Source organism: Pseudomonas sp. DrBHI1, assembly GCF_002205115.1.
Classification (GTDB): Bacteria; Pseudomonadota; Gammaproteobacteria; order Pseudomonadales; family Pseudomonadaceae; genus Aquipseudomonas; species Aquipseudomonas mosselii.
Genome location: NZ_NIBE01000091.1, coordinates 91154 through 117836 on the forward strand (window position 1 = coordinate 91154; position 26683 = coordinate 117836).

31 protein-coding genes and 1 tRNA gene are annotated in these 26683 nt (G+C 64.4%); 11 read left to right on the forward strand and 21 right to left on the reverse strand.

Annotation, left to right across the window (positions count from 1 at the left end):
* Positions 1-2 precede the first annotated feature (2 nt).
* The 14 genes from CC207_RS28395 to CC207_RS18745 form a co-directional block, all read right to left on the reverse strand.
* On the reverse strand, positions 3-149 hold the full coding sequence (locus CC207_RS28395) for a hypothetical protein (RefSeq protein ID WP_371263118.1): 147 nt from the start codon (positions 147-149) through the stop codon (positions 3-5).
* 20 nt (positions 150-169) lie between these two features.
* The gene (locus CC207_RS18685) at positions 170-457 is read right to left on the reverse strand and encodes a putative phage tail assembly chaperone (RefSeq protein WP_050703720.1); all 288 of its coding nucleotides are present in this window, start codon (positions 455-457) and stop codon (positions 170-172) included.
* A gap of 56 nt (positions 458-513) precedes the next feature.
* Positions 514-720, reverse strand: coding sequence for a TraR/DksA C4-type zinc finger protein (locus tag CC207_RS18690; RefSeq protein WP_062364656.1), 207 nt, complete (start codon positions 718-720; stop codon positions 514-516).
* Positions 720-1169 carry a phage protein gene (locus CC207_RS18695; protein WP_046857144.1) on the reverse strand — a complete coding sequence of 150 codons (450 nt, stop codon included), beginning with the start codon at positions 1167-1169 and terminating at the stop codon, positions 720-722. The genes CC207_RS18690 and CC207_RS18695 overlap by 1 nt, the downstream gene beginning before the upstream one ends.
* Positions 1170-1172: 3 nt before the next feature.
* Entirely contained in the window at positions 1173-2288 is a 1116-nt protein-coding gene (locus CC207_RS18700) for a DUF2586 domain-containing protein (RefSeq protein WP_088852559.1), read from the reverse strand.
* A 92-nt stretch (positions 2289-2380) separates the two neighbouring features.
* Positions 2381-2845, reverse strand: coding sequence for a phage tail protein (locus CC207_RS18705; RefSeq protein WP_062364652.1), 465 nt, complete (start codon positions 2843-2845; stop codon positions 2381-2383).
* Between the two features lie 504 nt (positions 2846-3349).
* Positions 3350-4450 carry a redox-regulated ATPase YchF gene (gene ychF, locus CC207_RS18710; RefSeq protein ID WP_028691150.1) on the reverse strand — a complete coding sequence of 367 codons (1101 nt, stop codon included), beginning with the start codon at positions 4448-4450 and terminating at the stop codon, positions 3350-3352.
* A gap of 23 nt (positions 4451-4473) precedes the next feature.
* The gene (gene pth / locus CC207_RS18715) at positions 4474-5058 is read right to left on the reverse strand and encodes an aminoacyl-tRNA hydrolase (RefSeq protein WP_023629555.1); all 585 of its coding nucleotides are present in this window, start codon (positions 5056-5058) and stop codon (positions 4474-4476) included.
* A 79-nt stretch (positions 5059-5137) separates the two neighbouring features.
* The gene (locus CC207_RS18720) at positions 5138-5734 is read right to left on the reverse strand and encodes a 50S ribosomal protein L25/general stress protein Ctc (RefSeq protein WP_028691149.1); all 597 of its coding nucleotides are present in this window, start codon (positions 5732-5734) and stop codon (positions 5138-5140) included.
* 123 nt (positions 5735-5857) lie between these two features.
* The gene (locus tag CC207_RS18725; protein WP_016391678.1) at positions 5858-6799 is read right to left on the reverse strand and encodes a ribose-phosphate pyrophosphokinase; all 942 of its coding nucleotides are present in this window, start codon (positions 6797-6799) and stop codon (positions 5858-5860) included.
* Between the two features lie 45 nt (positions 6800-6844).
* Positions 6845-6919 (reverse strand) — tRNA-Gln (locus CC207_RS18730).
* A 20-nt stretch (positions 6920-6939) separates the two neighbouring features.
* Complete coding sequence (ispE, locus tag CC207_RS18735) at positions 6940-7800, reverse strand: 4-(cytidine 5'-diphospho)-2-C-methyl-D-erythritol kinase (protein WP_088852560.1); 861 nt, start codon at positions 7798-7800, stop codon at positions 6940-6942.
* 4 nt (positions 7801-7804) lie between these two features.
* The gene (gene lolB, locus CC207_RS18740) at positions 7805-8422 is read right to left on the reverse strand and encodes a lipoprotein insertase outer membrane protein LolB (RefSeq protein WP_028691147.1); all 618 of its coding nucleotides are present in this window, start codon (positions 8420-8422) and stop codon (positions 7805-7807) included.
* Between the two features lie 3 nt (positions 8423-8425).
* Complete coding sequence (locus CC207_RS18745) at positions 8426-10147, reverse strand: tetratricopeptide repeat protein (RefSeq protein WP_062364647.1); 1722 nt, start codon at positions 10145-10147, stop codon at positions 8426-8428.
* Between the two features lie 517 nt (positions 10148-10664).
* Between CC207_RS18745 and hemA the strand changes: the two genes are divergently transcribed.
* Genes hemA through murI form a run of 5 tightly spaced genes read left to right on the forward strand, consistent with a single transcriptional unit; the run spans position 10665 to position 15391 of the window.
* Complete coding sequence (hemA, locus tag CC207_RS18750) at positions 10665-11942, forward strand: glutamyl-tRNA reductase (RefSeq protein ID WP_062364645.1); 1278 nt, start codon at positions 10665-10667, stop codon at positions 11940-11942.
* Positions 11939-13021 (forward strand): peptide chain release factor 1, encoded by a 1083-nt coding sequence (gene prfA / locus CC207_RS18755; RefSeq protein ID WP_028691144.1) that lies wholly within the window; start codon positions 11939-11941, stop codon positions 13019-13021. The genes hemA and prfA overlap by 4 nt, the downstream gene beginning before the upstream one ends.
* Positions 13022-13852: a peptide chain release factor N(5)-glutamine methyltransferase gene (gene prmC, locus CC207_RS18760; protein ID WP_028691143.1), complete on the forward strand. Its 831-nt coding sequence runs from the start codon at positions 13022-13024 to the stop codon at positions 13850-13852.
* Entirely contained in the window at positions 13846-14601 is a 756-nt protein-coding gene (locus tag CC207_RS18765; protein ID WP_028691142.1) for a molybdopterin-synthase adenylyltransferase MoeB, read from the forward strand. Before prmC ends, CC207_RS18765 begins: the two co-directional genes overlap by 7 nt.
* Positions 14594-15391 (forward strand): glutamate racemase, encoded by a 798-nt coding sequence (gene murI, locus CC207_RS18770; protein WP_028691141.1) that lies wholly within the window; start codon positions 14594-14596, stop codon positions 15389-15391. The genes CC207_RS18765 and murI overlap by 8 nt, the downstream gene beginning before the upstream one ends.
* Positions 15392-15400: 9 nt before the next feature.
* Here the strand turns inward: murI and CC207_RS18775 are convergent, their stop codons facing one another.
* From CC207_RS18775 to CC207_RS18795, 5 genes are all read right to left on the reverse strand, one after another.
* Positions 15401-16081 carry an SDR family oxidoreductase gene (locus tag CC207_RS18775; RefSeq protein WP_028691140.1) on the reverse strand — a complete coding sequence of 227 codons (681 nt, stop codon included), beginning with the start codon at positions 16079-16081 and terminating at the stop codon, positions 15401-15403.
* A 3-nt stretch (positions 16082-16084) separates the two neighbouring features.
* Positions 16085-17521: a deoxyribodipyrimidine photo-lyase gene (gene phrB / locus CC207_RS18780; protein ID WP_088852561.1), complete on the reverse strand. Its 1437-nt coding sequence runs from the start codon at positions 17519-17521 to the stop codon at positions 16085-16087.
* 11 nt (positions 17522-17532) lie between these two features.
* Positions 17533-18408 carry a MerR family transcriptional regulator gene (locus tag CC207_RS18785; protein WP_088852562.1) on the reverse strand — a complete coding sequence of 292 codons (876 nt, stop codon included), beginning with the start codon at positions 18406-18408 and terminating at the stop codon, positions 17533-17535.
* Entirely contained in the window at positions 18398-19366 is a 969-nt protein-coding gene (locus tag CC207_RS18790; protein ID WP_028691137.1) for a DUF523 and DUF1722 domain-containing protein, read from the reverse strand. Before CC207_RS18790 ends, CC207_RS18785 begins: the two co-directional genes overlap by 11 nt.
* 106 nt (positions 19367-19472) lie before the next feature.
* Positions 19473-20459 (reverse strand): NAD(P)/FAD-dependent oxidoreductase, encoded by a 987-nt coding sequence (locus CC207_RS18795; protein ID WP_028691136.1) that lies wholly within the window; start codon positions 20457-20459, stop codon positions 19473-19475.
* A 186-nt stretch (positions 20460-20645) separates the two neighbouring features.
* On the opposite strand from CC207_RS18795, the gene CC207_RS18800 reads away from it, so the two are divergent.
* Together CC207_RS18800 and hemH are read left to right on the forward strand one after the other, a co-directional pair.
* Positions 20646-21551, forward strand: coding sequence for a TIGR01777 family oxidoreductase (locus CC207_RS18800; protein WP_028691135.1), 906 nt, complete (start codon positions 20646-20648; stop codon positions 21549-21551).
* Positions 21552-21564: 13 nt separating this feature from the next.
* A complete protein-coding gene (hemH, locus tag CC207_RS18805; protein ID WP_028691134.1) occupies positions 21565-22578 on the forward strand; it encodes a ferrochelatase in 1014 nt (337 codons plus the stop codon).
* Between the two features lie 60 nt (positions 22579-22638).
* Here the strand turns inward: hemH and CC207_RS18810 are convergent, their stop codons facing one another.
* Both CC207_RS18810 and upp read right to left on the reverse strand, forming a co-directional pair.
* A complete protein-coding gene (locus CC207_RS18810) occupies positions 22639-23913 on the reverse strand; it encodes a uracil-xanthine permease family protein (protein ID WP_062364640.1) in 1275 nt (424 codons plus the stop codon).
* A gap of 2 nt (positions 23914-23915) precedes the next feature.
* The gene (gene upp / locus CC207_RS18815) at positions 23916-24554 is read right to left on the reverse strand and encodes a uracil phosphoribosyltransferase (RefSeq protein WP_028691132.1); all 639 of its coding nucleotides are present in this window, start codon (positions 24552-24554) and stop codon (positions 23916-23918) included.
* A gap of 165 nt (positions 24555-24719) precedes the next feature.
* Here upp and CC207_RS18820 point away from each other — a divergent pair, with 165 nt between their 5' ends.
* The 4 genes from CC207_RS18820 to CC207_RS18835 all read left to right on the forward strand — a co-directional run bounded on the left by CC207_RS18820 (position 24720) and on the right by CC207_RS18835 (position 26682).
* On the forward strand, positions 24720-25277 hold the full coding sequence (locus CC207_RS18820; protein WP_028689509.1) for a hypoxanthine-guanine phosphoribosyltransferase: 558 nt from the start codon (positions 24720-24722) through the stop codon (positions 25275-25277).
* A 2-nt stretch (positions 25278-25279) separates the two neighbouring features.
* Positions 25280-25753: a WbuC family cupin fold metalloprotein gene (locus tag CC207_RS18825; RefSeq protein ID WP_088852563.1), complete on the forward strand. Its 474-nt coding sequence runs from the start codon at positions 25280-25282 to the stop codon at positions 25751-25753.
* A 97-nt stretch (positions 25754-25850) separates the two neighbouring features.
* Entirely contained in the window at positions 25851-26321 is a 471-nt protein-coding gene (locus tag CC207_RS18830; RefSeq protein ID WP_050703744.1) for a hypothetical protein, read from the forward strand.
* A 70-nt stretch (positions 26322-26391) separates the two neighbouring features.
* Positions 26392-26682, forward strand: a complete 291-nt coding sequence (locus CC207_RS18835) for a PA4642 family protein (RefSeq protein WP_028689512.1) — start codon at positions 26392-26394, stop codon at positions 26680-26682.
* The last annotated feature ends 1 nt before the right edge of the window (position 26683 follow it).

Genomic DNA, 26683 nt, shown 5'->3' on the forward strand with positions numbered 1-26683 from the left:
TGTCAGCCTCCATTGAATGCACGGGCGATGCCGTTGGCGATGGCGATTTCCATTCGCCGCCAGTGCTCGTCCTCCAGCCACTTGGCCGTGCCCAGGTTCTCGGGTGTGGACGGGGCACCGGGCAGCCAGCGTTCGGCCAGGGCCAGCAGCTGGCCCAGGCCGTCCTCGGTCAGTCGCTCTGCGTGGCCGAGCGCTTTTTTACGGTGACTTCCACGGTCGGGGCGTACTCCTCGACCAGGGCACCGGCCAGCTGGATCACGGTCATCGGGTTGGCCAGCAGCGGCTTGAGCTGGTCCTTATGCTCGGGCTTCACGGCGGTGACCAGCAGGTTGTTGGCCGGGGCGACCTTGTTGGAGGGGGTCAGGGCGTTGATGTACTTGGTCATCAGCGCCGGATCGATGGCGAAGTCCAGGGACAGGTCGCCGACTTCCAGGGTGATTTCGGTGCGTTGGGTCATGGGGGTACTACTCCATTGGAATACGGGAATGGAAAAGAACGTGGCGGGCGCTGTGTTCAGCGGTCGCGCTCGTGAAGCTGTTGGCAGGGAATGCAGCGGCGCATGCCGCCCAGGGCGCGGCGCGCCTCGGCGATCTCGTCGCCGCAGTCCGTGCAGTGGGTAAGGCTGGGCCCAGTCGCCACGCGTCGGCCACGGACGGCGGCGATCGCCAGATCACGCCTGAGCTGTTCCAGGGCCTGGGCGCGGTCGAATGGGCACACCATCAGCTCAGGCCCTCGACCTCGGCGAAGGACAGGTACGGCACGCCGTTGACGTGGATGAAGTCCGGGCTGGTGACGTCGAACGGCAGCTTGTGCTTGGTCTTCTCGCCGCCCTTGGCGTCGATGTTGAGCAGGCTGGAGATCTTGAAGCGGCAGCCGAAGGCCTCGACACGGATCTCGTCGGTGGGGGTCTTGGCATAGAACAGCTGGTCGAAGGTTCCCAGCTGACGGAAGCTGCCGGCCTTGGCGGCGGCTTCGATGATCAGGTTGAAGTTGCTGGTATCCACCTCCAGCTCGCCGCTGGCGGCCACGTCGCCGGCGACCCAGCCGTCCGGCACGCCCTTGGTGTGCGCCACGGCGCTGTTGTCGGTGATGTCGAGGGTTGCGCTCTCAACGTGGATCTTCAGGTCGCCCACGTTGATGTCGAAGTTCAAGCCACTGATCTTGGCCATGGGTTACTCCTGGTTGTCCTGGGAAAGGTCCAGCGCGATGTTCGCGGTGATGTCCTTGGGGCAGTTGTGCGGGCGGATGCGGATGAACACTTCCACCTGGGTGTGGCTTTTCCAGACGATGACCAGGTCGCCGTCGCGCGGCGGCTGGATTTCGCCGGGGAACACTTCGCCGGCGAATTTCACCGCCTTGGCCATCCGTCGCAGCGGCGCCATCAGCGCGCTGGTGTTGGCGGCCATGCTGGCGGGGCTGTTGTTCAGGCGGCGGTCGCCGATGCGGCGGATCAGCAGCGGGCGGACCTGGCGGGCTGCCTTGTCGGCCAGGCGCAGGTATTCCAGGACCTGGAAGTCGCTGGCGGCGGTGTCGAGCATGTTGGCATCGCCCCAGTACACGCCCTCGTAGTCCGGGTAGGTCTGCGAGACGGAGAAGCGTGCCTTGTCCAGCTCGCTGCGCACCGCCGATGGCAGTGGCACGCCGTCCTTGTCCGCGGGCACCGCGCCCAGGCCCAGGACAGGGCCACTGGCGACGCGCATCGGGGTATCGGCGATGCTCCAGGCAGCGTTTGCCAGGCGCCCGGCGAGCACGCCCAGGTCGTTGCCGTGCAGCTGCGGCACTACCACGACGCGTGGCGCGGCGACATCGCCGGTGAGCGCCTTCTGCTCGAGCAGGTAGTCCGACCAGGTCACGGTCGGCAGGATGCCGGCGGACGCGGCCAGGACGAACGAGCGCCGGCCGTAGCGGGCGTTCAGCTGTTCGGCGGCGGTGTGCATGGCCAGCAGTTCCGCGCCGGCGGTCGCCGGCTTGGTGATGACGATGCCCTCGACCGAGTAGCCGTGTTGCTGGGCATACTCCAGGGCGCTCGCCCAGTCGCCCTCAGCGCCGATTGGCGCGGCCAGGCAGGCCCAGCGGTCGCCGCCGTTGGCCCGGGCAGCGATCAGTTGGGTCTTCAGGTCGCTGGCGGCCACGCCCAGCTCATTGTCCAGGTCGCTGTCCGTGTTCAGGGTCAACAGCTTGCCGACGTTCTTGGCGGCGGGGCCGATGAAGAGGAAGTAGCGCTCGATCTCGGTCACGGCACCCTGGCCGAGGTTGAGATTGTTCACGCTGATTTTACCGAGTGCCATAGGTTGCCTCGTTAGCGGGGTGATTGAAGGGTTGTGCCAGGACCTGTCGATCAGGTCGCGGGCGGGGCGGGCATCGCAGCCCGGGTAATGGGTCAGGGGAGGGGACTGGCCTGCAGGGCGACTTCGCCTTGCTCGGCGACCCACAGGTCATAGGGTTGGAATGACCAGGTCTTGCCGAAGACCTCGATCTCGCCGGCCGCATCCTCGGTCAGGTAAAGGGGCTCGACGAACTCCAGGACCAGCGACACATCGAGCAGGTCGCTGCCCGGGACCTTCTGCTTGACGGCGAGGGTCGGCGCCGGCAGGGCGAACAGGTGACGCCCGGGGTCGTTGGTTTCCAGCCAGCTGCCGGCGAGTGCCATCAGGCGCCCGGGATGACCGCTGAAGTCGTCGAAGTCGAACAGGGCGCGGTAGCGCAGGTTGCCCATGTGCAGGCCCAGTTCGGTTTGCGTCCAGGCCAGTTGCAGGTCCAGCTGCTGGGACCAGGCGTGCAGTTGCCCGGCAGGCACCAGCTTGCGTTCGAGCAGGTAGGTGGTGAGTGCTTTCAACTGGTTCATGGGGAGGCCTCCGTACAGGGAGAGGTGGCTGGGAAATTCATCGTTGAGTACGTGGGGGGATTGCCCGCTCCCACAGAGTTCGGTGAACCGCCGAAGTGATGCTCGGCATTCCAAAAAGCCCGCCGTGCAGGCTTTTCAGTAATGCGTTGTCGAACCGCTGGCCACGACTGGTGACGCCATGCGGCTGCGCTTCAAATTGATGACTCCGACCGCGGCCGTCTGCCCGCCGGAAAACTGATCGTGGTGCTTTACGCTGCACACCCGGGCCAGTTGCCAACCCTCTGAACAGTCGAGGCCTGTTCATCGCTGCCTGTGTCACAACCGGTTGCTGTCCGGCTCGAGGGATAGACTATGCATCAATGCATATGCAGTCAATGCATTTTGGGAAATATTTAGGCATGCAAATTTGCCGATATGCATGTCGGTCTTTACGGGCGCGGGTTGTAGGGCTTTTCTGTAGGCGAAAAAAAACCCGCCGCAGCGGGTTTTTTCAGGAGCGGGGTATCAGACGTTGAAGCGGAAATGCATCACGTCACCGTCCTTGACGATGTAGTCCTTGCCTTCAAGGCGCCATTTGCCGGCTTCCTTGGCGCCGCCCTCACCCTTGAACTGGATGAAGTCGTCGTAGGCCACCACTTCGGCGCGGATGAAGCCTTTCTCGAAGTCGGTGTGGATCACGCCGGCCGCCTGTGGGGCGGTAGCGCCCACGCGTACGGTCCAGGCACGCACTTCCTGCACGCCTGCGGTGAAGTAGGTCTGCAGGTTGAGCAACTCGTAACCGGCGCGGATCACGCGGTTCAGGCCAGGCTCTTCCAGGCCCAGGGCCTCGAGGAACATGTCTTTCTCTTCACCGTCGTCCAGCTCGGCGATCTCGGCTTCGATCTTGTTGCACACCGGCACCACCACCGCGCCTTCTTCCTCGGCAATGGCCTTGACCACATCCAGGTGCGGGTTGTTGTCGAAGCCGTCTTCGGCGACGTTGGCGATGTACATGACCGGCTTGCTGGTCAGCAGGTGGAAGCCGCGGATCACCGCCTTGTCTTCGGCGCTCATGTTCTTCATCAGGCTGCGCGCAGGCTTGCCTTCGGTGAAGTGGGGGATGAGCTGCTCGAGGATGGCCTTCTGAGCCAGAGCTTCCTTGTCGCCGCCCTTGGCGTTGCGGGCGACCTTCTGCAGTTGCTTCTCGCAGCTGTCGAGGTCGGCGAAGATCAGTTCGAGGTCGATGATCTCGATGTCGCGCTTGGGGTCGACGCTGTTGGAGACGTGGATCACGTTCTCGTCTTCGAAGCAGCGCACCACGTGGGCGATAGCGTCGGTCTCGCGGATGTTGGCGAGGAACTTGTTGCCCAGGCCTTCACCCTTGGAGGCACCGGCGACCAGGCCGGCGATGTCGACGAACTCCATGGTGGTCGGCAGGATGCGGTTCGGCTTGACGATCTCGGCCAGCGCGTTGAGGCGCGCGTCGGGCATCGGCACGATGCCGCTGTTCGGCTCGATGGTGCAGAAGGGGAAGTTCTCCGCCGCGATGCCGGACTTGGTCAGGGCGTTGAACAGGGTGGACTTGCCGACGTTGGGCAGGCCGACGATGCCGCAATTGAAACCCATGGGAATTCCCCTTTCGTAAAGTGTCAGGCCTTCTGGCTGTGCAGTTCGCGCATGGCCTTGGCGAAGTCGCCGGCCAGCACGTCGGGCATCACGCCGAGGGCAAAATCGATGCTGGCGTCGAGCTTCTCCTGCTCGGCGCGTGGCGCCCGGCCCAGGACGAAGTTGGAGACCAGTTTGGCGTCGCCCGGGTGGCCGATGCCGAGCCGCAGGCGGTGGAAGTCGTTCTGGTTGCCGAGCTGCGCGATGATGTCGCGCAGGCCGTTGTGCCCACCGTGGCCGCCGCCTCTCTTGAGCTTGGCGACGCCGGGAGGCAGGTCGAGTTCGTCGTGGGCCACCAGGATCGCTTCCGGCTTGATGCGGAAGAAATTGGCCAGAGCCGCCACGGACTGGCCGCTACGGTTCATGTAGGTGGTGGGGATCAACAGGCGAACATCGTTGCCCTGATGGCTGAACTTAGCCGTCAGGCCGAAATACTTTTTGTCAGCGGACAGCGAAACGCGCTGGGCGCTGGCGAGGCGTTCAACGAAAAGAGCCCCTGCGTTATGCCGGGTCTGTTCGTATTCGGGGCCGGGGTTACCCAGGCCGACGATCAACTGGATGGCGGTCACGTCAGGGGCTCTTCCTTGGAGTTGGTGGGTTACGGTGCGCGCGGCACTGTAACCCGATCAACGCCGGCGTGCGAGTGGATTACTCGGCAGCGCCTTCAGCAGCTTCAGCGGCAACGCGCGGGGCGTGGACGTTGGCAACAGCTTTGTCATCACCGTGGGCCAGAGCAACGAACTCTACGCCTTTCGGAGCTTTCAGGTCCGACAGGTGGATGATGGTGCCGACTTCGGCCTTGGACAGGTCGACTTCGATGAACTCAGGCAGATCCTTGGCTTCGCAGGACACTTCGATCTCGGAAACGACGTGCGAGATCTCGCCGCCTTTCTTGATCGGGGCTTCTTCACCGACGAAGTGAACTGGAACCTTGGCGGTCAGCTTCTGGCCAGCAACGACGCGAACGAAGTCGGCGTGCATGATGAAGCCTTTGGCCGGGTGACGCTGCATGGCCTTGACCACGACGTTCTGCTTGGCGCCGTCGACGTTCAGTTCGATCACGTGGCTGAAGGCAGCTTCGTTTTCGAACAGCTTGGCAATTTCCTTGGCCACGATGGTCAGGGATTGGGCTTCTTTATTGCCACCGTAGACAACGGCAGGGATGCTGGCGGAGTGACGCAGGCGGCGGCTCGCACCTTTCCCCAGGTCAGTACGCGCTTGGGCGTTCAGGATGAAGTCAGTCATTTTGTTTCTCCAAATTAGCCTCCCGAAAGGCGTTTGCGACCAGCGCCAGACGGGGATGGCAAAAAAGCCCCGCCCCAACAACCAGTGTTGGGGCGGGGCGCTTTTCGTCAGCGAGTGATCCGTTTAGCGGAACATCGCGCTGATCGATTCTTCGTTGCTGATGCGGCGTACCGCTTCAGCAACAACCGGTGCGATATCCAGCTGGCGGATACGGTCACAGGCTTGAGCAGCGGCGGACAGCGGCACGGTGTTGGTCACCACCAGCTCGTCCAGTACCGACTTCTCGATGTTCTCGATCGCGCGGCCCGACAGGACAGGGTGCGTGCAGTAGGCGTAGACCTTGGCGGCACCGTGTTCTTTCAGGGCCTTGGCCGCATGGCACAGGGTGCCGGCGGTGTCGACCATGTCGTCTACCAGGATGCAGGTGCGTCCTTCGACGTCGCCGATGATGTGCATCACCTCGGAGTGGTTAGCCTTTTCGCGGCGCTTGTCGATGATCCCGAGATCGACACCCAGGGACTTGGCGACGGCGCGAGCACGCACCACACCGCCGATGTCCGGGGAAACGATCATCAGGTTCTCGAAACGCTGGTCTTCGATGTCGTCGACCAGTACGGGCGAGCCGTAGATGTTGTCGACGGGGATATCGAAGAAACCCTGGATCTGGTCAGCGTGCAGGTCGACGGTGAGTACACGGTCGATACCCACGACAGTGAGCATGTCAGCGACGACTTTGGCGCTGATGGCTACACGTGCCGAACGCGGACGGCGGTCCTGGCGGGCGTATCCGAAGTAGGGAATCACGGCGGTGATTCGCGACGCTGAGGAGCGGCGGAAGGCATCTGCCATCACGACCAGTTCCATCAGATTGTCGTTGGTTGGAGCACAGGTGGGCTGAATGATGAAGACGTCTTTACCGCGGACATTTTCATTGATTTCAGCACTGATTTCGCCATCGGAGAATTTACCGACAGAAACATCACCCAGTGGAATATGCAGCTGACGTACAACACGCCGAGCCAGATCGGGGTTGGCATTCCCCGTGAAGACCATCATCTTGGACACGCGCAGTACCTGAAGGCTGAGGGTAACCTGGATGAGTATAAGAAATGGCAGGGGCGGCTGGATTCGAACCAACGCATGGCAGGATCAAAACCTGCTGCCTTACCGCTTGGCGACGCCCCTGTATCTGTTGCTGCGAATTCTTATGAACTCGACTTCTTGATCAGAACTTGCAGCTTGCGATGCAACATCGAAACATTGCTTCCTTTCGCCACAAACCCTGTTTGGGTCTCTGAAAGAAGGGCCAGAACTTTATCAGCTTCGGCTTTGCTTGGGAAGGCCCCAAACACACAACTTCCAGTGCCGGTCATTCGTGCTTCGGTGAATTTACCCAGTGAAATCAGCGCATTGCGAACTTCAGGATACCGTTGCTCTACTACCGGTTGGCAGTCATTTCGACTGTTTCCCTCGGGAACGGGGCGCATCTTAAGGGGGAGGGAATCACGTGTCAACTCCGGATGCGAAAAAATTTCCGCTGTGCTGACAGACACTTGCGGCACCAGCACGACATACCAAGGTTCCTCGGGGTCGACCGGGGTCAGTTGCTCGCCAACACCCTGGGCGAAGGCCGCATGGCCCCGGACAAACACCGGCACATCGGCGCCGAGCGACAGGCCCAGGCTGGCCAGGCGGTCTTCGTCCCAGTCCAGCTGCCACAGGTGCGCGAGCGCCAGCAGGGTGGTAGCAGCGTCCGAGCTGCCGCCACCGATGCCGCCGCCCATGGGCAACACCTTGTGTAGCCAGATGTCAGCGCCGAGCGGCGTGCCGGACTGTGCCTGCAGCAGGCGCGCGGCGCGGACGATCAGGTTGCTGTCGTGGGGCACGCCTTCAATTTCAGTCTGCAGGCGGATCTGGCCGTCCTCGCGCAGGGCGAAGCTCAGCTCGTCGCCGTGCTCGAGGAACTGGAACACGGTTTCCAGCTCGTGGTAGCCGTCGGCGCGGCGGCCGGTGATGTGCAGCCACAGGTTGAGCTTGGCCGGGGCGGGCAGGGTCAGCTTGTGCATTGTATTAATGCCCCAGCTGGCGTGGCTGCCAGTCCTTGACCACCAGGGTCACGTCGATGTTCTCGCCGTGCAGCTTGAGGCGCTCGGGCAGCCAGTAGCCGTTCTGCTCCACATAGCTCAGGTACTCGACCTGCCAGCCATCCTGGTGAAGGCTGGCCAGGCGGCTGTCGCCGTCGAGAGTCAGCTGGCTCTTGCTGTCCGGGGCGGGCAGGCCTCGCACCCACCAGACCAGGTGCGATACCGGCAGGCGCCAGCCCAGTTGTTCCTCCAGCAGCGCCTCGGGGTTGGCGGCCTCGTAGCGGCCCTGGTTGGCCACTTCCAGCACCACGCCGCCGGGGCGCCCGGTCAGGCGCGCCGCGCCGCGGCCCAGGGGGCCGGCCAGGCGGATGTCGTAGTAGTCCTGGCGTTGCAGCCAGAACAGCGTGCCGCTGCCGGAGTCGCGCGGGGCGCGGATGCCGACCTTGCCGTTGATCTGCCAGCCGTCGAGGCTGCCGAGCTGCTGTTTGTGCTCGCGCCACAGCTGCGGGTTGCCCTGGCCCTGTACGGCTTCCTTGCTGCCGAAGCCGGCGCAACCGGCGAGCAGGGCGATAAGGGTGAAGGTGATGCAATGACGCAGGAACATGGTTTAAAGGCTCTCGGATCCGGTCAGGCGCAGCAAGGTCTTGCGCAGGATGGGGCTGTCGGCCTGGGCTTCGAAGCCCTTGGCCCAGACTTGGCGGGCTTCGCGGCGCTTGCCGTTGGCCCAGAGGACTTCGCCCAGGTGGGCGGCGACTTCGTGGTCGGGGAAGCGCTCGAAGGCCAGGCGCAGCTGGCGTTCGGCTTCCTCGAGGTTGCCCATGCGATAGGCCACCCAGCCCAGGCTGTCGAGCACCGCGGGGTCGTCTGGGGTGAGCTGGTGCGCCTTGTCGATCAGCGCCTTGGCCTCGCTGTAGCGGGTGGTGCGGTCGGCCAGGGTGTAGCCCAGGGCGTTGAGGGCCATGGCGTTTTCCGGCTCGCGGGCCAGGATGGCGCGCAGGTCTTTCTCCATCTGCGCCAGGTCGTTGCGCTTCTCGGCGAGCATGGCGCGGGTGTAGAGCAGGTTGAGGTCGTCCGGGTAGCGCTTGATCGCTTGCTCCAGCACTTGTCCGGCCTGGGCCTCCTTGCCGTTGTTGCCCAGGCTTTCGGCTTCGATCAGGTACAGCTGGATGGCGTAGTCCGGCTGGGCTTCGCGGGCTTCGGCGAGTATCCGCGAGGCTTCGGCGCTGCGACCGTTGGCGATGAGGATATCGGCCTGGCGCAGTTGCGCTGGCAGGTAGTCCGGGCCGGGGCCGACCAGGGCGTATTCGCGCAGGGCGGCTGCCGGCTGGCTGCGTTCTTCGCGGATGCGGCCCAGGTTGAGGTGGGCGGCGTCGACGTTGGCGTCACGTTCGACCAGTTCCTGCAGGTAACCCTCGGCTTCGTCCCAGTGCTTGGTCTCCAGGCATACCAGGGCCAGCGAGTAGCGGATCTCGTCGTCTTCGGGGTACTGCTGCAGCAGGCTCTCGAACTCGGCCTTGGCGTCGTCGATGCGGTCCTGCTCGACCAGGGTGCGGGCGTAGGTCAGGCGCAGGCGCTTGTCCTCGGGGTTGTCGCGGATCGCCCCACGCAGCAGCGGCAGGGCCTCTGGGCCACGGTCCAGGGCCTGCAGCAGGCGGGCGCGCAGCAGCACCGGGGCGATCTCGCCGTTCTGCGGCGGGTGGGCTTCGAGCAGGTCGAGGGCTTGTTGCGGCTTGTCGTCCTGATTGAGCAGCAGGGCCTTGCCGAACACCAGCTGGCCGTTGTCGGGGTATTTCACCAGCAGGCGGTCGAAGCTCTGCATCAGGCCATCACGGGTGTTCTGGTCGGTCTCGGCCGCCGCCAGGGCGAGGAAGTCGAAATGGGTGTCGCCCTGGCCCTGCAGTACCTTTTCCATGTAGGTCATGGATTCGTCGTAGCGTCCGGCGCGGGCCAGCTGGATGGCCGCGGCGCGCTGGGCGTCGAGATTCTGCGGATCGTTGCGGGCCCAGATTAGCGCGGAGTCCAGGGCCGGTTCGTCGGCGCCGAGGTATTCGGCGATGCGATAGGCACGCTCGGAGACGGCCGGGTCCTGGGTCTTTTCGGCCTGGTCGACGTAGTTGGCCAGGGCAATGTCGAAGCGGTTGCGCTGGCCGGCCAGCTCAGCCACCAGCAGGCTGTACAGGGTGTCTTGCTTGAACGATCCATACACCACGGGCTTTTCCGCGCTCTTGCCGGCATCGGTGGCGGGCGACTGGGCGTCCGTCTTCGGGGCCAGGCTCTGGCAGCCTTGAAGCAGGGCGAGGGCAAGCAGCAATGCGTAGGATTTGTTCATAGAGGCTTATTAAAGAGGCTAAACCGGCGGTCGGAGCATGATGACACAAGCGCGATGGCAAACCCACCTGCGAAGGTCGTGGTGTGAAGCGGTGCTTCGGAGTATAGGGACAATGCGCCGGGGCGGTGGTTCGCAACCAGCCCAAGGCATCCTGCCCTTGCCCTTGCCCTTGTTTTTGCTTCTGAGCGCGCGGTAGTTCAGGCAACGCCAATTGCGACTTCAGGAGGCCGAGCGGAGTTCTTGCGCAGCGCTTGATGGGCATCCATGCCCGTCACCTCCCTTCGCTAGGCCTGCGTTCGGCCTCCTGAAGTCGCGAAAGTACGGGCGGCGCCTGGACTGGCGCAGCTGTCGCTAGCTGGGTATGGCGCTAGACTCCAGATCGGCAATGGCAACGGCAGGGATGGGTGGCGGTGTGGAGCGATAGGCACGCCGCATCGCCACAATAGCGAACGGTGGTTGTTCTAAAACCTGCGAAGTAGGACAATTATCGGCTTCACGTCCCAACCAGCGACCTTGCATGGCCTTTCTTGCACTTGGTATCAACCATAAGACTGCCTCGGTAGACGTACGCGAGCGCGTGGCGTTTACGCCCGAGCAGCTGGTCGACGCCCTGCAGCAGCTCTGCCGACTGACCGCCAGCCGCGAGGCGGCGATCCTGTCCACCTGCAACCGCAGCGAACTCTATATAGAGCAGGACCACCTCGCCGCCGACGCCGTGCTGCAATGGCTGGCCGACTACCACCAGCTGAGCCTCGACGAACTGCGTGCCAGCGCCTACGTCCATGAAGAGCACGATGCGGTCCGGCACATGATGCGCGTGGCCTCCGGCCTCGATTCGCTGGTACTCGGCGAACCGCAGATCCTCGGCCAGATGAAGTCAGCCTACGCCGTGGCCCGCGAGGCCGGCACCGTCGGGCCGCTGCTGGGGCGCCTGTTCCAGGCCACCTTCAGCGCCGCCAAGCAGGTGCGCACCGACACCGCCATCGGCGAAAACCCGGTCTCGGTGGCGTTCGCCGCGGTCAGTCTGGCCAGGCAGATCTTCTCCGACCTGGGCCGCAGCCAGGCGCTGCTGATCGGCGCCGGTGAGACCATCACCCTGGTCGCCCGTCACCTGCACGAGCAGGGCGTGCGTCGGATCGTCGTGGCCAACCGCACCCTCGAGCGCGCCAGCATTCTCGCCGAGCAGTTCGGCGCCCATGCCGTGCTGCTATCGGACATCCCGCAGGAACTGGCCAACAGCGACATCGTCATCAGTTCCACCGCCAGCCAGTTGCCGATTCTCGGCAAGGGTGCGGTGGAAAGCGCGCTGAAGCAGCGCCGGCACAAGCCGATCTTCATGGTCGACATCGCCGTGCCGCGTGACATCGAGCCGCAGGTGGGCGAGTTGGACGACGTCTACCTCTATACCGTCGACGACCTGCACGAAGTCGTCGCGGAAAACCTCAAGAGCCGCCAGGGCGCGGCCCAGGCCGCCGAAGAACTGGTCTCGGCCGGCGCCGACGATTTCATGGTGCGCCTGCGCGAACTGGCAGCGGTGGATGTGCTCAAGGCCTACCGCCAGCAGAGCGAGCGCCTGCGCGACGAAGAACTGCAAAAAGCCCAGCGCCTGTTGGCCAATGGCGGCAATCCCGAGGACGTGCTGATGCAGCTGGCCCGGGGCCTGACCAACAAGCTCCTGCACGCCCCCAGCGTGCAACTGAAAAAGCTCTCCGCCGAAGGCCGCCTCGATGCGCTGGCCATGGCCCAGGAACTCTTCGCCCTCCACGAGGGCTCGACGGACAAATCCCCGCAATGAAAGCGTCGCTGCTGAACAAACTGGACACGCTCCAGGATCGCTTCGAGGAACTCACCGCGCTGCTCGGTGACGCCGAAGTCATTTCCGACCAGACGCGTTTTCGCGCCTACTCCCGCGAGTACGCCGAAGTCGAGCCGGTGATCGCCTGCTATCAAGGCTGGCGCAAGGTCCAGGACGACCTCGAAGGCGCCCAGGCGCTGCTCAAGGACGCCGACCCCGACCTGCGCGAAATGGCGGTCGAAGAAGTGCGGGAAGCGAAAGAGCAACTGGTGGGCCTGGAGTCGCAACTACAGCGCATGCTGCTGCCCAAGGACCCCAACGACGGGCGCAACGTGTTCCTCGAGATCCGCGCCGGCACCGGCGGCGACGAGGCGGCGATCTTCTCCGGCGACCTGTTCCGCATGTACTCGCGCTACGCCGAGAAACGCGGCTGGCGCCTGGAGATCCTCTCCGAGAACGAAGGCGAGCACGGCGGCTACAAGGAGATCATCGCCCGGGTCGAAGGCGACAGCGTCTACGGCAAGCTCAAGTTCGAGTCCGGCGCGCACCGTGTGCAGCGAGTCCCGGAAACCGAATCGCAGGGCCGCATCCACACCTCCGCCTGCACCGTGGCGGTGCTGCCCGAACCAGATGAGCAGGTGGCGATCGAGATCAACCCGGCTGACCTGCGCGTGGACACCTATCGCGCCTCCGGCGCCGGCGGCCAGCACGTCAACAAGACCGACTCGGCGATCCGCATCACCCACTTGCCCACCGGCATCGTGGTCGAGTGCCAGGAAGAGCGTTCGCAGCACAAGAACCGTGCCCGCGCCATGTCCTGGCTGTCGGCCAAGCTGAACGACATGCAGACCAGCGCCGCACAGAACGCCATCGCCAGCGAACGCAAGCTGCTGGTGGGTTCGGGTGACCGTTCCGAGCGCATCCGCACCTACAACTATCCACAGGGCCGGGTCACCGACCACCGTATCAACCTCACGCTCTACTCCCTGGACGATATCCTCGCCGGTGGCGTGGAGGCCGTGATCGAGCCGTTGCTGGCCGAATACCAGGCCGATCAGCTGGCCGCCCTGGGGGATTGAATGACCATCATCGCCAGCCTGCTGCGCAACGCGCAGTTGCCGGACTCGCCGACCGAACGGCTGGACGCCGAGTTGCTCCTGGCTGCGGCCTTGGGCAAGTCGCGCAGCTTCCTGCACACCTGGCCCGAGCGCATCGTCAGCAGCGAGGCGGCGCAGGTGTTCGCCGACTACCTCGAGCGGCGTCGCGCCGGTGAGCCGGTGGCCTATATCCTCGGCCAGCAGGGGTTCTGGAAACTGGATCTGGAAGTCGCGCCACACACGCTGATTCCGCGTCCGGACACCGAGTTGCTGGTGGAAACCGCCCTCGAACTCGTGCCGCCCACACCTGCCCGGGTCCTCGACCTGGGCACCGGCACCGGGGCCATCGCCCTGGCCCTGGCCAGTGAGTGCCCGGCGTGGCAGGTCACGGCGGTGGACCGCATCGACGAGGCCGTGGCCTTGGCCGAGCGCAACCGCGAGCGCCTGGGCCTGGGCAATGTCCAGGTGCGCGCCAGCCACTGGTTCGATGCCCTTGTGGGTGAGCGTTTCGACATGATTCTCAGCAACCCGCCCTATATCCGCGCCGCCGATCCGCACCTGGTGGCTGGTGACGTGCGCTTCGAGCCCAGCAGTGCCCTGGTGGCCGGCGAAGACGGGCTGGACGACCTGCGGGTGATCGTCGCCCAGGCCCCGGCACACCTGCAGCCCGGTGGTTGGCTGCTGCTCGAGCACGGCTATGACCAGGCGCCTGCTGTACGCGACCTGTTGGCAGCGGCGGGCTTCATCGATGTCGCCAGCCGTGTCGACCTGGGCGGCCACGAACGTATCAGCCTGGGGCGCCTGTCATGCTGAGCGACCAGGAGCTGTTGCGCTACAGCCGGCAGATCCTGCTGTCGCAGGTGGATATCGATGGGCAGTTGCGCCTGAAACACGGCAAGGCCCTGGTCATCGGCCTCGGCGGGCTGGGCTCGCCGGTGGCGCTGTACCTTGCCGCGGCAGGTGTCGGCGGGCTGCATCTGGCCGATTTCGACACCGTCGACCTGACCAACCTGCAACGCCAGGTGATCCACGACAGCGACAGCGTCGGCATGAGCAAGGTCGATTCGGCCATCAGGCGTTTGCAGGCGATCAACCCGGAGATCAGCCTGGTCGCCCATCGTCGGGCACTGGATGAGGATTCGCTGGCCGCCGCAGTGGCGGCGGTCGATGTGGTGCTCGACTGCTCCGACAACTTCGGCACCCGCGAGGCGGTCAATGCTGCCTGCGTGGTTGCGGGCAAACCGTTGGTCAGCGGCGCGGCGATCCGCCTTGAGGGCCAGTTGTCGGTGTTCGACACCCGCCGCGACACCAGCCCCTGCTATCACTGCCTGTATGGCCATGGCAGCGAGGCCGAGCTGACCTGCAGCGAGGCCGGGGTAATCGGCCCGCTGGTGGGGCTGGTCGGCAGCCTGCAGGCACTGGAAGCGCTGAAGTTGCTGGCCGGTTTCGGCGAGCCGCTGATCGGCCGCCTGCTGCTGATCGACGCCCTGAGCACCCGCATGCGCGAATTGCGGGTCAAGCGCGACCCCGCCTGTGCCGTGTGTGGCAATCGCCATGGCTGAGCGTTCGGCGCCGGTGGGCGTGATGGACTCCGGCGTTGGCGGTTTGTCGGTGCTGGCCGAGATCCAGCGCCTGCTGCCCAACGAGTCGTTGCTCTATCTGGCCGACAGCGGCCATGTGCCCTATGGCGAGAAGTCGCCGGACTACATTCGCCAGCGCCTGCGACTAATCGCCGGTTTTTTCCATGAGCAGGGCGCCAAGGCGCTGGTCCTGGCCTGCAACACGGCTACGGTGGCGGCGGTGGCCGACCTGCGCGAGCTTTACCCGGACTGGCCGTTGGTGGGGATGGAGCCGGCGGTCAAGCCGGCGGCCGCGGCAACCCGTTCCGGCGTGGTCGGCGTGCTGGCCACCACCGGTACCCTGCAAAGCGCCAAGTTCGCTGCCTTGCTCGACCGCTTCGCCAATGACGTGCGGGTAATCACCCAACCTTGCCCTGGGCTGGTCGAGCGTATTGAGGCGGGGGACCTGGTCAGCGAGCAACTGCGCCAGTTGCTGTCGGGTTATGTGAAACCGTTGCTGGCGGCCGGCTGCGACACCCTGATCCTGGGTTGCACCCACTATCCGTTCCTACGGCCCATGCTGGCCGAGATGGTGCCGGCGGATGTGGCGATCATCGACACCGGCGCTGCCGTGGCGCGCCAACTGCAACGTCTGCTGGATGCTCGCGGGCTGCTCGGCGACGGGCCGGCGCAGCCGACGGCGTTCTGGAGCAGTGGCGAGCCAGGCAACCTGCAGAAAGTCCTGCCGCTGTTGTGGAACCAATCCGGCAGCGTGCAGCGCTTCCTGCCTTGAAGCCTGCAGTCAGCTGCTCTTCGGCAGTGGCCAGAGTTCGCCTGGGTTGAGCACCTCCAGTACCAGCTCGGGTTGGCGCTGATCCAGGCGTGCCAGCAACTCCTGCGCCGCGCTTTGCGCCGTCCAGGGCTCCGGAATGGCCTGCACCGAGCTCACCGGGTTTTTCAGCGATTGAGGCGCCACCACGGTCAGGTCGATGCCCAGCGCGTGCAAGGAGTTGCGTTGCTCGCTCAACCACTTCGGCAGGCTGTTGCCGCCACTGAGCGGCTGGTTCGGCTCGAACAGCTGCAACGCCGAGTAGCGACTGAGGATGGCCATGACCTGTGGTTTCTCGCCCTTGGCCAGCAGTGGCAGGGCGCCGGCCAGGCACTGCTGCGTGGCCAGCAGGTTGCTGCTGATGATCTGCTCGAACACCTCCCCATCCGCTACAGCATCTGGCAGGTAGTCGCAGGTGCCGGCGTTGATGATCAGGCTGTCGAGTGCGCCCCATTTCGCCAGAAGCCGTTGGCTGGCTTCCGGCAAGGGAGCGGGAAGGCGCAGCAGGCGTGCGCCGTGCTGTTGGCCCAGTGTGTCCAGTTCCTGGCTATCCCTGCCACTGGCGGCAACCTGATGCCCCGATGCGAGCAACTGTCCCACCAACGCCAGCCCAACTCCGTGGCTGGCTCCTGTGACCCAGAAACGACGTGTCATGCGTTATGCCCTCTGATCCTGCCAGTTGGACAAGCCTTTGAAGGCCTCCAGTGCTCTTTGGCGACTGCTATCGAGATCGACTATCGGGCTCAGGTAATAATTAGTAGCAAATAGATCCGTAGATTTCACCGGTTGATGGATCGATCGATCATCTTTTTCTTCCAGCTCAGGCAACCAATGACGGATGAAGGTTCCCTTGGGGTCGAAACGCTGCGATTGGGTAACGGGGTTGAAGATTCGGAAATAGGGCACCGCATCGGTCCCCGTCGAGGCGCTCCACTGCCAGCCACCGTTGTTGGCGGCCAGGTCCCCGTCTATCAGGTGACGCATGAAATGCCGTTCGCCCTGCCGCCAGTCGATCAGCAGGTTCTTGCTGAGGAACATGGCGACGATCATGCGCAAGCGGTTGTGCATCCAGCCAGTGTGCAGCAGCTGGCGCATGGCGGCATCGATCAGGGGGAAGCCGGTTCGGCCCTCTTTCCAGGCCTGCAGGTCGGCGGGTGCGTCGCGCCAGGGCAATGCTTCTGTCTGCGGGCGGAAGGCGCGGTGCCGGGAGACTCGGGGGTAGCCCACCAGGGTGTGCTTGTAGAACTCGCGCCACAGCAGCTCGTTGACCCAGGTCTGCACGCCGACGCTGCCGCTGTCGAATTCGCCCCTGTTGCTCGCCAGTGCCGCGTGTAGGCACTGGCGCGGCGAGAGCACGCCAGCGGCGAGATAGGGGGACAACTGGCTGGTGCCTGCCTTGGCAGGCAGGTCGCGCAGTTGGGCGTAGTCGTCGATGGTTTCGTCGACGAAGCGCTGTAGCCGCCGCCTGCCTTCATCCTCGCCTGCAGGCCAGTGCTGGCGCAGGGTATCGGAAGGGGGCTCGAAGCCTTCGATCTGCAGCGGGATGGCGTCGCCATGAATACCGAGGGACTGCTGGGCCTGTACCGATTGAACCAGCGGCGGGAGGCTGCGGTGCAGGTGCTCCAGGCAGACTCGCTTGAACTGGCTGAATACCTGGAAGTACTGGCCGGTGCGGGTCAGCACGCTGCCGGGTCTGAACAGCAGCTGGTCGAGGTGGCCGGTGGCGCTGATCCCGGCTTGCTGCAGCGCTTCATATGTCGCTTGGTCCCGCCGTGCCTCGTTGATGCCGTATTCGTCGTTCCAGTGCACGGCCTCTATGCGGTGCTGACGGCAGACACCGAGCACGCATTCAGGGACATCTGCCCAGGTGTCGGTGGTGCGAATCAGCAGTGGAATGTTCAGTGCCGCCAGCGACTGTTGTAGCAGTCGCAGGTTGCGCAGCCAGAAATCGACCTTGCACGGCGCATCGTCGTGGGCCTGCCACTGGCCGGGGCTGGCAATCCAGAGGGCCACGGTCGGGCCACGTTGACAGGCGGCCGCGAGGGCAGTGTTGTCGTCGATGCGCAGGTCGCTGCGCAGCCAGATCAGTTGCATGGGGGGAAGGCTCAAGGTCGGGATTGCTGAAGACGGCGCAAGGCGGTTTGCGGACTGTCGAACAGGTGTAGGTCAGTCAACGACAGTGCCTGCAATTGCGCCTTATGGAGAGTGACTGTGTTGCCACCCAGGAGTTTCATCGTGTTGATGTCCTGCAGCGCACGGCCCAGTGCGGCGAGGTCGGGGCGGCGACCGAGGTGCAGCAGCAGCGCTTGCGGCCGCAACTGCTCCACGGCCTGGCGCAGTTGGCGGGGCTCGACTGACCACTCGAGGATCTCCAGAGCGTAGCCGTTGCTGCTCAGCAGCCAGGCGCAGAGCCAAAATTGCGGATCGAAAGGTGCATCGTCGGTGCGGGCAAGCAGTACGCAGGGGCCACCGAGCGAGTGACTGTCGTGATAGACCCGTGCCCCCAGCTTGCTGCGCAGCCAGCCTTGGAAGAACACTTGTTCCAGCCGGGCGTCGAAATGCGTTTGCCAGCGCTGTTCGAGGGCTTCAAGCAGCGGTAGCAGCAGACGCTCGCAGACGGTCACAGCAGGGTAGAGGGCGATCATCTGGTTGATCAGCTGGTCCAGCGGACGCTGGGCAAGCCGGGCGATGGCCTTGATCAGCTGTTCGATACGCTCGCCCCATTCGCCCTGGATCGGCGCGGTGGCGTGCGTGGCATTGTCCAGCAGTTCGCGCACCTGGCTCACCGCAGCGCCACGCTCCAGCCAGCGCAGCACGGCCTGGACGCGCTCCACCTGGTCCTGGGGATAAAGACGATGCCCCTTGGGCGTGCGCTGCGGCGTGATCAAGCCGTAGCGGCGTTCCCAGGCGCGCAGGGTGACTGGGTTGACGCCGGTCAAGCGGGCCACTTCGCCGATGGGCAGCAAGGGGTCAGATGGCATTGCGCAGTCCGAGGTCTTCCGGATGGGGTTGCAGGTAGGCCTGTTGCAGCAGGTAGGGATCGGGATGACGGCGCAGATGGTGCTTGAGCAGGGTCAAGGGCACCACCAAAGGCACCACGCCTTTCTGGTACTGGCCGATGACCTGTTGCAGCTCGGCCTTGTCCGCCTGGCCGAGGTCGTTGCGCAGGTAGCCGCTCAGGTGCTGAAGCACGTTGCCGTGGGTGCCGCGGCTTGCGCAGCGGCGTAGCGCCTGCATCAGCTGGCTGAAGTAGCGCGGACCGAGCTGCGCTGGATCATCGTCGCGGCTCATGCTCCCGAGCAGGCGCCCAAGGCCGCGGTACGCCTGGGGATTGTGCGCCATCAGCAGGTACTTGTAGCGGGCATGGAAACGGATCAGCGCGCCGCGACTCAGGCCCTGGCGCAGCAGTTGGCGCCAGTCGGCGTAGGCGTAGACGCGGGCGATGAAGTTTTCCCGCAGCACCGGATCGTGCAGCCGGCCTTCCTCTTCGACCGGCAGGTCCGGGCGCCGCTCGCAGAATGCCGCAGCGTAGGCGCCCCGGCCATTCTGGTGGGCCGGGCGGCCGTCCTCCTGGTAGACCTTGACCCGTTCAAGGCCACAGGACGGTGACTTTTGCATGAAGATGTAGCCGCAGATATCGTCGAGTTCGTCGGCCATCTGCGCGCCGTAGGCACGCAACGGGCCGGCGAAATCGGTGACATTGTTACGCGTACCGGTGACAGCCGGGTGCTCGGGATCGCCCACCAGGCGAATGGGTTCCCGGGGCGTGCCCAGGCCAATGGCGACCTCGGGGCACAGTGGGACCCAGTCGAAATGCTGGTCGAGCAGTTCAAGACAGAGGCTGGAGGCTTTGTGGCCGGCGTTGTAGCGTACGTTCAGGCCAGTCAGGCAGGCGCTGATGGCCAGACGTGGCTTGCCGCTGGGCGGGAAAGCGTTCATCGCGGTCTCCGGAATGACTTGTACAGGCTGCACGGTTTGTACAAGTCTATTCCAGCACAGATGAAAACTTATACAAGAATATTTTTTTGTATAAATTCGCTGTCGATTATTCCAGATGCTCCAGCAGGCGTCGAGCGGCTTCCTGGCCGCTGAGCCACGCCCCTTCGACCCGACCGGACAGGCACCAGTCGCCACAGGCATACAGGCCCAGGTCGGCATCGGCCAGCGTGCCCCACTCATGATTGACGGCAGGGCGTGCGTACAACCAGCGGTGGGCAAGCGCAAAGGTCGGTGCGGGGACAACGCAGCCGACCAATTCGGCAAATTCTCCCCACAACTGCTCGATCACTTCTTCCTTGGGCAGGTCGATGTGCTGTTTGCTCCAGTTGGAGGTGGCATGCAGCACCCAGGTGTCGAGGTGCTCGTCACGGCCCGGTTTACTGCGGTTGCGCGCCAGCCAGTCGAGCGGGCTGTCTTGCACGAAGCAGCCCTGCATAGGGGTTTCCAGTGGTGTCTGGAAGCCCAGGGCAACGGCCCAGGTCGGCTCCATTTGCACCCCGGCGGCAACCGCCGCGAGTTTGGGGGCGGCGGCCAGCAACGGGGTGGCCTGGGGTGCCGGCACGGCGATCACCACCTGGCTGAACGGCCCATGGCTGCAGCCTTCGGTGTCCTGCAAGTGCCAGTATTGCTTGCCGCGGAACACCTCGGCGATGCGGCAGCCGAAGTTCACCGTGACATCCTTGAGCAGGCCGCGAGTGATGGCGCTCATGCGCGGCACGCCGACCCATCGGGTTTGTTCGTCGGGGGAGGGGGTCAGTTCGCCATCGCGGTAGTTGTACAGCTGCGGTTTCCACTGCGCAGCCCAGCCATTGGCCACCCATTGCTGGACCTGTTCGACAAAGCGCCGGTCGCGGGCGGTGAAGTACTGGGCACCGAGGTCCAGGGCGCCGGCATCGCTGCGCTTGCTGGCCATGCGTCCGCCGCTGCCGTGGCCCTTGTCGAACAAATGAACGGTCTGTCCGGCCTTTTGCAGGGCCTGGGCGGCGGACAAACCGGCGATTCCGGCACCGATGATGGCAATAGGTACTGTCATGATGGCCTCTTCGAACCTAGCTATACGCAGCCTACGCTGCCAGGTAAACCTGTACAATGCACGATGTTTGTATAAGGTTATTCCGCTCGATAGGCAGGTTGGCCTATGTTTATCCGAGAGCGTTCGGTCAAAAAAGTGCCTTGATCTTAAAAATAGACCACGGCCGCCCAGTGTGAGGACACAGCCATGCATATATTGCTGACCGGCGGTACCGGCCTGATCGGCCAACACCTGTGCCAGGTGTGGCGCCAGCAAGGGCATCGCCTGACGGTCTGGAGCCGGCGCCCTGAACAGGTGGCGAAAATCTGTGGCACCGGCGTGCGGGGCGTCGCCCGGCTGGAGGACATTGCCGATGAAGACGAGGTCGACGCGGTGGTCAACCTGGCCGGTGCGCCGATCGCTGACCGGCCCTGGACCGCAGCGCGACGCAATCTGCTCTGGACCAGCCGGGTGACCCTCACCGAGCAGTTGCTGGCCTGGCTGGAGCGCCGTGAGCGCCGGCCGCAGGTGCTGATCTCCGGCTCGGCGGTGGGCTGGTACGGTGACGGTGGCGAGCGTGAGCTGACTGAGGCTTCGCCGCCAGTGAAAGAGGACTTCGCCAGCCAGCTGTGCATCGCCTGGGAGGAAACCGCCCAGCGTGCCGAGGCCCTGGGAATCCGCGTGGTGCTGGTGCGCACCGGCCTGGTGCTGGCCGCCGATGGCGGCTTTTTGTCGCGCCTGCGTCTGCCTTACAAGCTGGGCCTGGGGGGGCCGCTGGGCGATGGTCGGCAGTGGATGCCCTGGGTGCATATCGACGACCAAATCGGCCTGATTGATTTTCTCTTGCAGCACAACGAAGCCAGCGGTCCCTATAATGCCTGCGCGCCGGAGCCGGTGCGCAATCGAGAGTTCGCCAAGCGCCTGGGGCGCACCTTGCATCGCCCGGCGTTCATGCCGATGCCGGCGCTGCTGCTCAAGGCCGGGCTCGGCGAGCTGTCGACGCTGCTGCTCGGTGGCCAGCGCGCGCGCCCGGTGCGGCTGCTGGCGGCGGGCTTCACGTTCCGTTTCAACGATCTGCAATCGGCCCTGGACAACCTGTCCAGCCGCCTCTGACATAGGACGCTGCATGACTGATCACGCCCTGCTGCTGGTCAACCTGGGTTCGCCGGCCTCCACCTCGGTGGCCGACGTGCGCCGTTACCTCAACCAGTTCCTCATGGACCCGTACGTGATCGACCTGCCCTGGCCGGTGCGGCGATTGCTGGTGTCGCTGATCCTGATCAAGCGCCCCGAGCAGTCGGCCCATGCCTACGCCTCGATCTGGTGGGACGAGGGCTCGCCGCTGGTGGTGCTGACCCGCCGTCTGCAGCAGGCGATGATGGCCCATTGGCCCCATGGGCCGGTGGAGATCGCCATGCGCTACGGCCAACCGGCGCTGCCGGAAGTCTTGGAGCGCCTGGCCGCGCAAGGGGTGCGCAAGGTCACGCTGGCGCCGCTCTATCCACAGTTCGCCGACAGCACCGTGACCACGGTCGTGGAGTTGGCGAAACAGACCATCGCCGAGCGCAAGCTGCCTTTGCAGACCCGCATTCTGCGGCCGTTCTACGACCACCCAGACTACATCGATGCCCTGGTGGCCAGCGCCCGCCCGTATCTGGAACAGGATTATGATCACCTGCTGCTGAGCTTCCATGGTTTGCCCGAGCGGCACTTGAAGAAGCTCGATCCCACCGGCAACCACGACTTCCAGGCCGCCGACTGCTGCAAGGACGCCAGCGCCGAGATGCGTGCGGTGTGCTATCGCGGCCAGTGCCTGGCCACGGCCAGGGCGTTCGCGCAGAAGATGGGCATCCCGGACGGCAAGTGGTCGGTGTCGTTCCAGTCGCGCCTGGGCCGGGCAAAGTGGATCGAACCCTACACCGAGACGCGCCTGGATGAGCTGGGCAAGGCGGGTGTGAAGAAGCTGCTGGTTATGTGCCCGGCGTTCGTCGCCGATTGCATCGAGACGCTGGAGGAGATTGGCGATCGGGGCAAGGAGCAGTTCATCGAGGCGGGCGGGAAGGAGCTGGTGCTGGTGCCGTGCCTGAATGATCACCCGGAGTGGGTGAGGGTGTTGGCGGGGATGTGCGAGAAGGCCTGAGAAACTCGCCTGGCTTTGAAACGAGGGGCCGCAAGGCGGCCCCAGGATTTCAATGAAGACTCAAGGCAACTGGTCATCCAGTTTCTTGTTCTTCCAGCCATCGTTGCCCGGCAGGATCAGGTTCAGGGCAATGGCCACCACGGCGCACAAGGCGATGCCCTTCAGGCCCCAATCGTCCGGGCCGTCGCCGCTGCCGATCAGCACGCCGCCGATGCCGAACACCAGGGTCACCGAAACGATCACCAGGTTGCGCGCCTCGGCCAGGTCGATCTTGTGGCGGATCATGGTGTTCATGCCCACCGCCGCGATCGAGCCGAACAGCAGGCAGAGAATGCCGCCCATCACCGGTACCGGAATGCTCTGCAGCAGCGCGCCGAACTTGCCGATGAAGGCCAGGGTGATAGCGAATACCGCCGCCCAGGTCATGATCTTCGGGTTGTAGTTCTTGGTCAGCATCACCGCGCCGGTCACTTCGGCGTAGGTGGTGTTGGGCGGGCCGCCGAACAGGCCGGCGGCGGTGGTGGCCAGGCCGTCACCCAGCAGCGTGCGGTGCAGGCCGGGCTTTTTCAGGTAGTCGCGGCCGGTCACGCTGCCCACCGCGATCACACCGCCAATGTGTTCGATCGCTGGGGCCAGGGCCACTGGCACGATGAACAGGATGGCCTGCCAGTTGAAGGCCGGCGCGGTGAAGTTGGGCAGCTCCAGCCAGGGGGCCGCGGCGATCTTGGCGGTGTCGACCACGCCGAAGGCGAACGACAGGGCGAAGCCCACCAGCACGCCGGCGATGATCGGCACCAGGCGGAAGATGCCCTTGCCGAACACGGCCACGATCAGGGTGGTCAACAGCGCCGGCATGGAGATCATCATGGCGGTCTTGTACGGCAGCAGTACGCTGCCGTCGCCGGCCTTGCCCATCGCCATGTTGGCGGCGATCGGCGCCATGGCCAGGCCGATGGAGATGATCACCGGGCCGATCACCACCGGCGGCAGCATGCGGTCGATGAAACCGGTGCCCTTGATCTTCACCATCAGGCCCATGAAGGTGTACACGAAGCCTGCCGCCATCACGCCGCCCATGGTCTCGGCCAGGCCGAACTGGCCCTTGGCGAGGATGATCGGGGTGATGAAGGCAAAACTCGAGGCCAGGAACACCGGGACCTGGCGGCCCGTGACCAGCTGGAACAGCAGGGTGCCGATGCCGGCGGTGAACAGGGCCACGTTGGGGTCGAGGCCGGTGATCAGCGGCATCAGCACCAGCGCGCCGAATGCCACGAAGAGCATCTGCGCGCCCGAGACGACCTGACGCCAGAGCGGGTCGTTGAAGCCGTCCTGCATGATCAGGCGTCCTTCTGCTTGGTGCCGAAGATCTTGTCGCCGGCATCACCCAGGCCTGGGACGATGTAGCCGTGTTCGTTCAGGCGTTGGTCGATCGAGGCGGTGTAGATCTGCACGTCGGGGTGGGCTTTCTCCACCACGGCGATGCCTTCGGGGGCCGCGACCAGGACCATGGCACGGATTTCCTTGCAGCCGGCCTTTTTCAGCAGGTCGATGGTGGCGACCATCGAGCCGCCGGTGGCCAGCATCGGGTCGATGATCAGGGCCAGGCGCTGGTTGATGTCCGGCGCGAGTTTCTCGAGGTAGGTGTGGGCTTCGAGGGTTTCCTCGTTGCGGGCAACGCCCACGGCACTCACCTTGGCCCCGGGGACCAGGCTGAGCACGCCGTCGAGCATGCCGATGCCGGCGCGCAGGATCGGCACGACGGTGATCTTCTTGCCGGCGATTTTCTCGACTTGCACCTTGCCGCACCAGCCGTCGATCTCGTAGGTCTCGAGCGGCAGGTCCTGGGTGGCTTCATAGGTCAGCAGTGCACCGACTTCCTGGGCGAGTTCGCGAAAATTCTTGGTGCTGATATCGGCACGGCGCATCAGGCCGAGCTTGTGGCGGATCAGCGGATGGCGGATCTCACGAGTAGGCATAGGGGGAGGGCTCCGGGAGGCGGGCAAAAAAACCGCGCTAGATTAATCTATTCATTCCTTGATGTCGTGCAGTCATTGTGCACGTTAGTCCATAAAGGCTTGATCTGGGACGAGCGGATGCGTACCTTTGCCCGCTTTTCCAAAACGCACCCCCTGGAGAGCGCCATGTCCGCCGATCTCGAGCATATCCGTCAAGTGATGCGCGAGGCTGATTGCCTGTACAACGAAGCCGAGGTCGAGGCCGCCATCGCCGAGGTCGGCAAGCAGATCTGCCAGGACCTGCACGACAAGAACCCGGTGGTCTTCTGCGTGATGAACGGCGGCCTGATCTTCTCTGGCAAGCTGCTGACCCACCTGCAGTTCCCGCTGGAAGCCTCGTACCTGCATGCCACCCGCTACCGCAACACCACCAGCGGCGGCGAGCTGTTCTGGAAGGCCAAGCCGGAAGTGTCGTTCATCGACCGCGACGTGCTGATCGTCGACGACATCCTTGACGAGGGCCACACCCTCAGCGCCATCATCGAGTTCTGCAAGCACGCCGGCGCCCGTGCGGTGCATACCGCCGTGCTGATCGACAAGGACCACGACCGCAAGGCCAGTCCGGACCTGAAGGCCACCTACAGCGGCCTGCCATGCATCGACCGCTACATCTTCGGCTACGGCATGGACTACAAGGGTTACTGGCGCAACGCCAACGGTATCTTCGCGGTCAAGGGGCTGTGATCATGCGCCAGCCTGCGTTCCTCGATCAGTCGTTGTTCGACGGGCTGGCGCAGAAGGCCAGCGAAAGCCCGCGTGGGCGTCAACACCACAACTTCCACCAGATGGAGGAACCTTGCCATCGCATGGCAGTGGGGTTGCAGCCGCACACCTACATTCCGCCGCACCGGCACCTGAGTGATGACAAGGCCGAGGCTCTGATCGTGCTCAAAGGGTGCCTGGGGCTGTTGATCTTTGATGATCAGGGTGAGGTAATCGACAAGCGTGTACTGCTGGCGGGCGGCGAGTGCCTGGGGGTCGACCTGGCGCCCGGGACCTACCACGGTTTGGTGGTGCTCGAGGCAGACAGCGTGATGTTCGAGTGCAAGGCCGGGCCGTACCGGCCGGTGGGCGAGGGAGAGCACGCTCACTGGGCGCCGCGTGAAGGCGAAGCGGGTGTTACCGAGTATCACGCCTGGATGCGCGCCCAGTTCGATTGAGCTCGCTCTCTCATCGCGGGAGCGGCGGTTCGCTGCTGCGACTTGCCCCCCGACAGAGCCTGTGCGTAGAGTGCCTGCTCATGCCAAGGAGCCCCACATGCGTGCGATCGTCCCCCTCCTGCTGGCGGTAAGCCTGCCGCTTTCCGCTGCGCCGCTGCACAGCCAGTTCCTCCCGCCCGACGACCTCTCCCTGCGCCAGGAGGCTCCGGCCAGCCAGCAACTGCTGCAGGTCACCGACTACAGCGTGGTGGTGGGCACCCAGCGCCAGTCCGACCAGCAACCGATTCCGATCACTTCGTCCTTGCAGATGCGCCTGAAGGGCAAGCCGTTGAGCAAGGGTTCTACCATCGCTCAGGTGTTGCTCAACTTCGACGGCGAAGGCGGCAAGAGCTTGAAAAAGCCGGCCTATGACGACAAGAGCCGGACCCTGACCCTCAACTACCCGATGGCCGACTACCGGGTGATCATGGACCTTCTGCGCAACGAAACCCTGTACGTGCAGTTCCTCACCTACGCCAATGGCCACATCTGGGCCGACCTGCACACCGGTACCGTACGTACGCGTTGAGGGCCGCAGGTTTCGGGGGGTAAACTGCCGGCCTTCGAAAATGTCCGTGATGGTCCAGTTGGAGTCGGCGATGCGTAAAGACAAGAAACAAGTGATTGGTGACGAGATCAGCGACGAGTACATCAAGACGTTCCTGCAGTTCGAGCCGGCCGATGGCCTTACCTCGCCGTCGCATCACAAGCTGATCAAGGGTTATCGTGGCCTGCGCATCGATGATTTCGAGCGTTATGTGGGCTTCTTCGTCGCGGCTGGTTATGACCTGGACGGCAAGGACGAGCACGGCAAGACCTTCGTCGAGGTGATCGCCGACCAGCGCAATGCGCCGGAGTACATCGAGATCATCGATAACGCCCGGGGCTGAT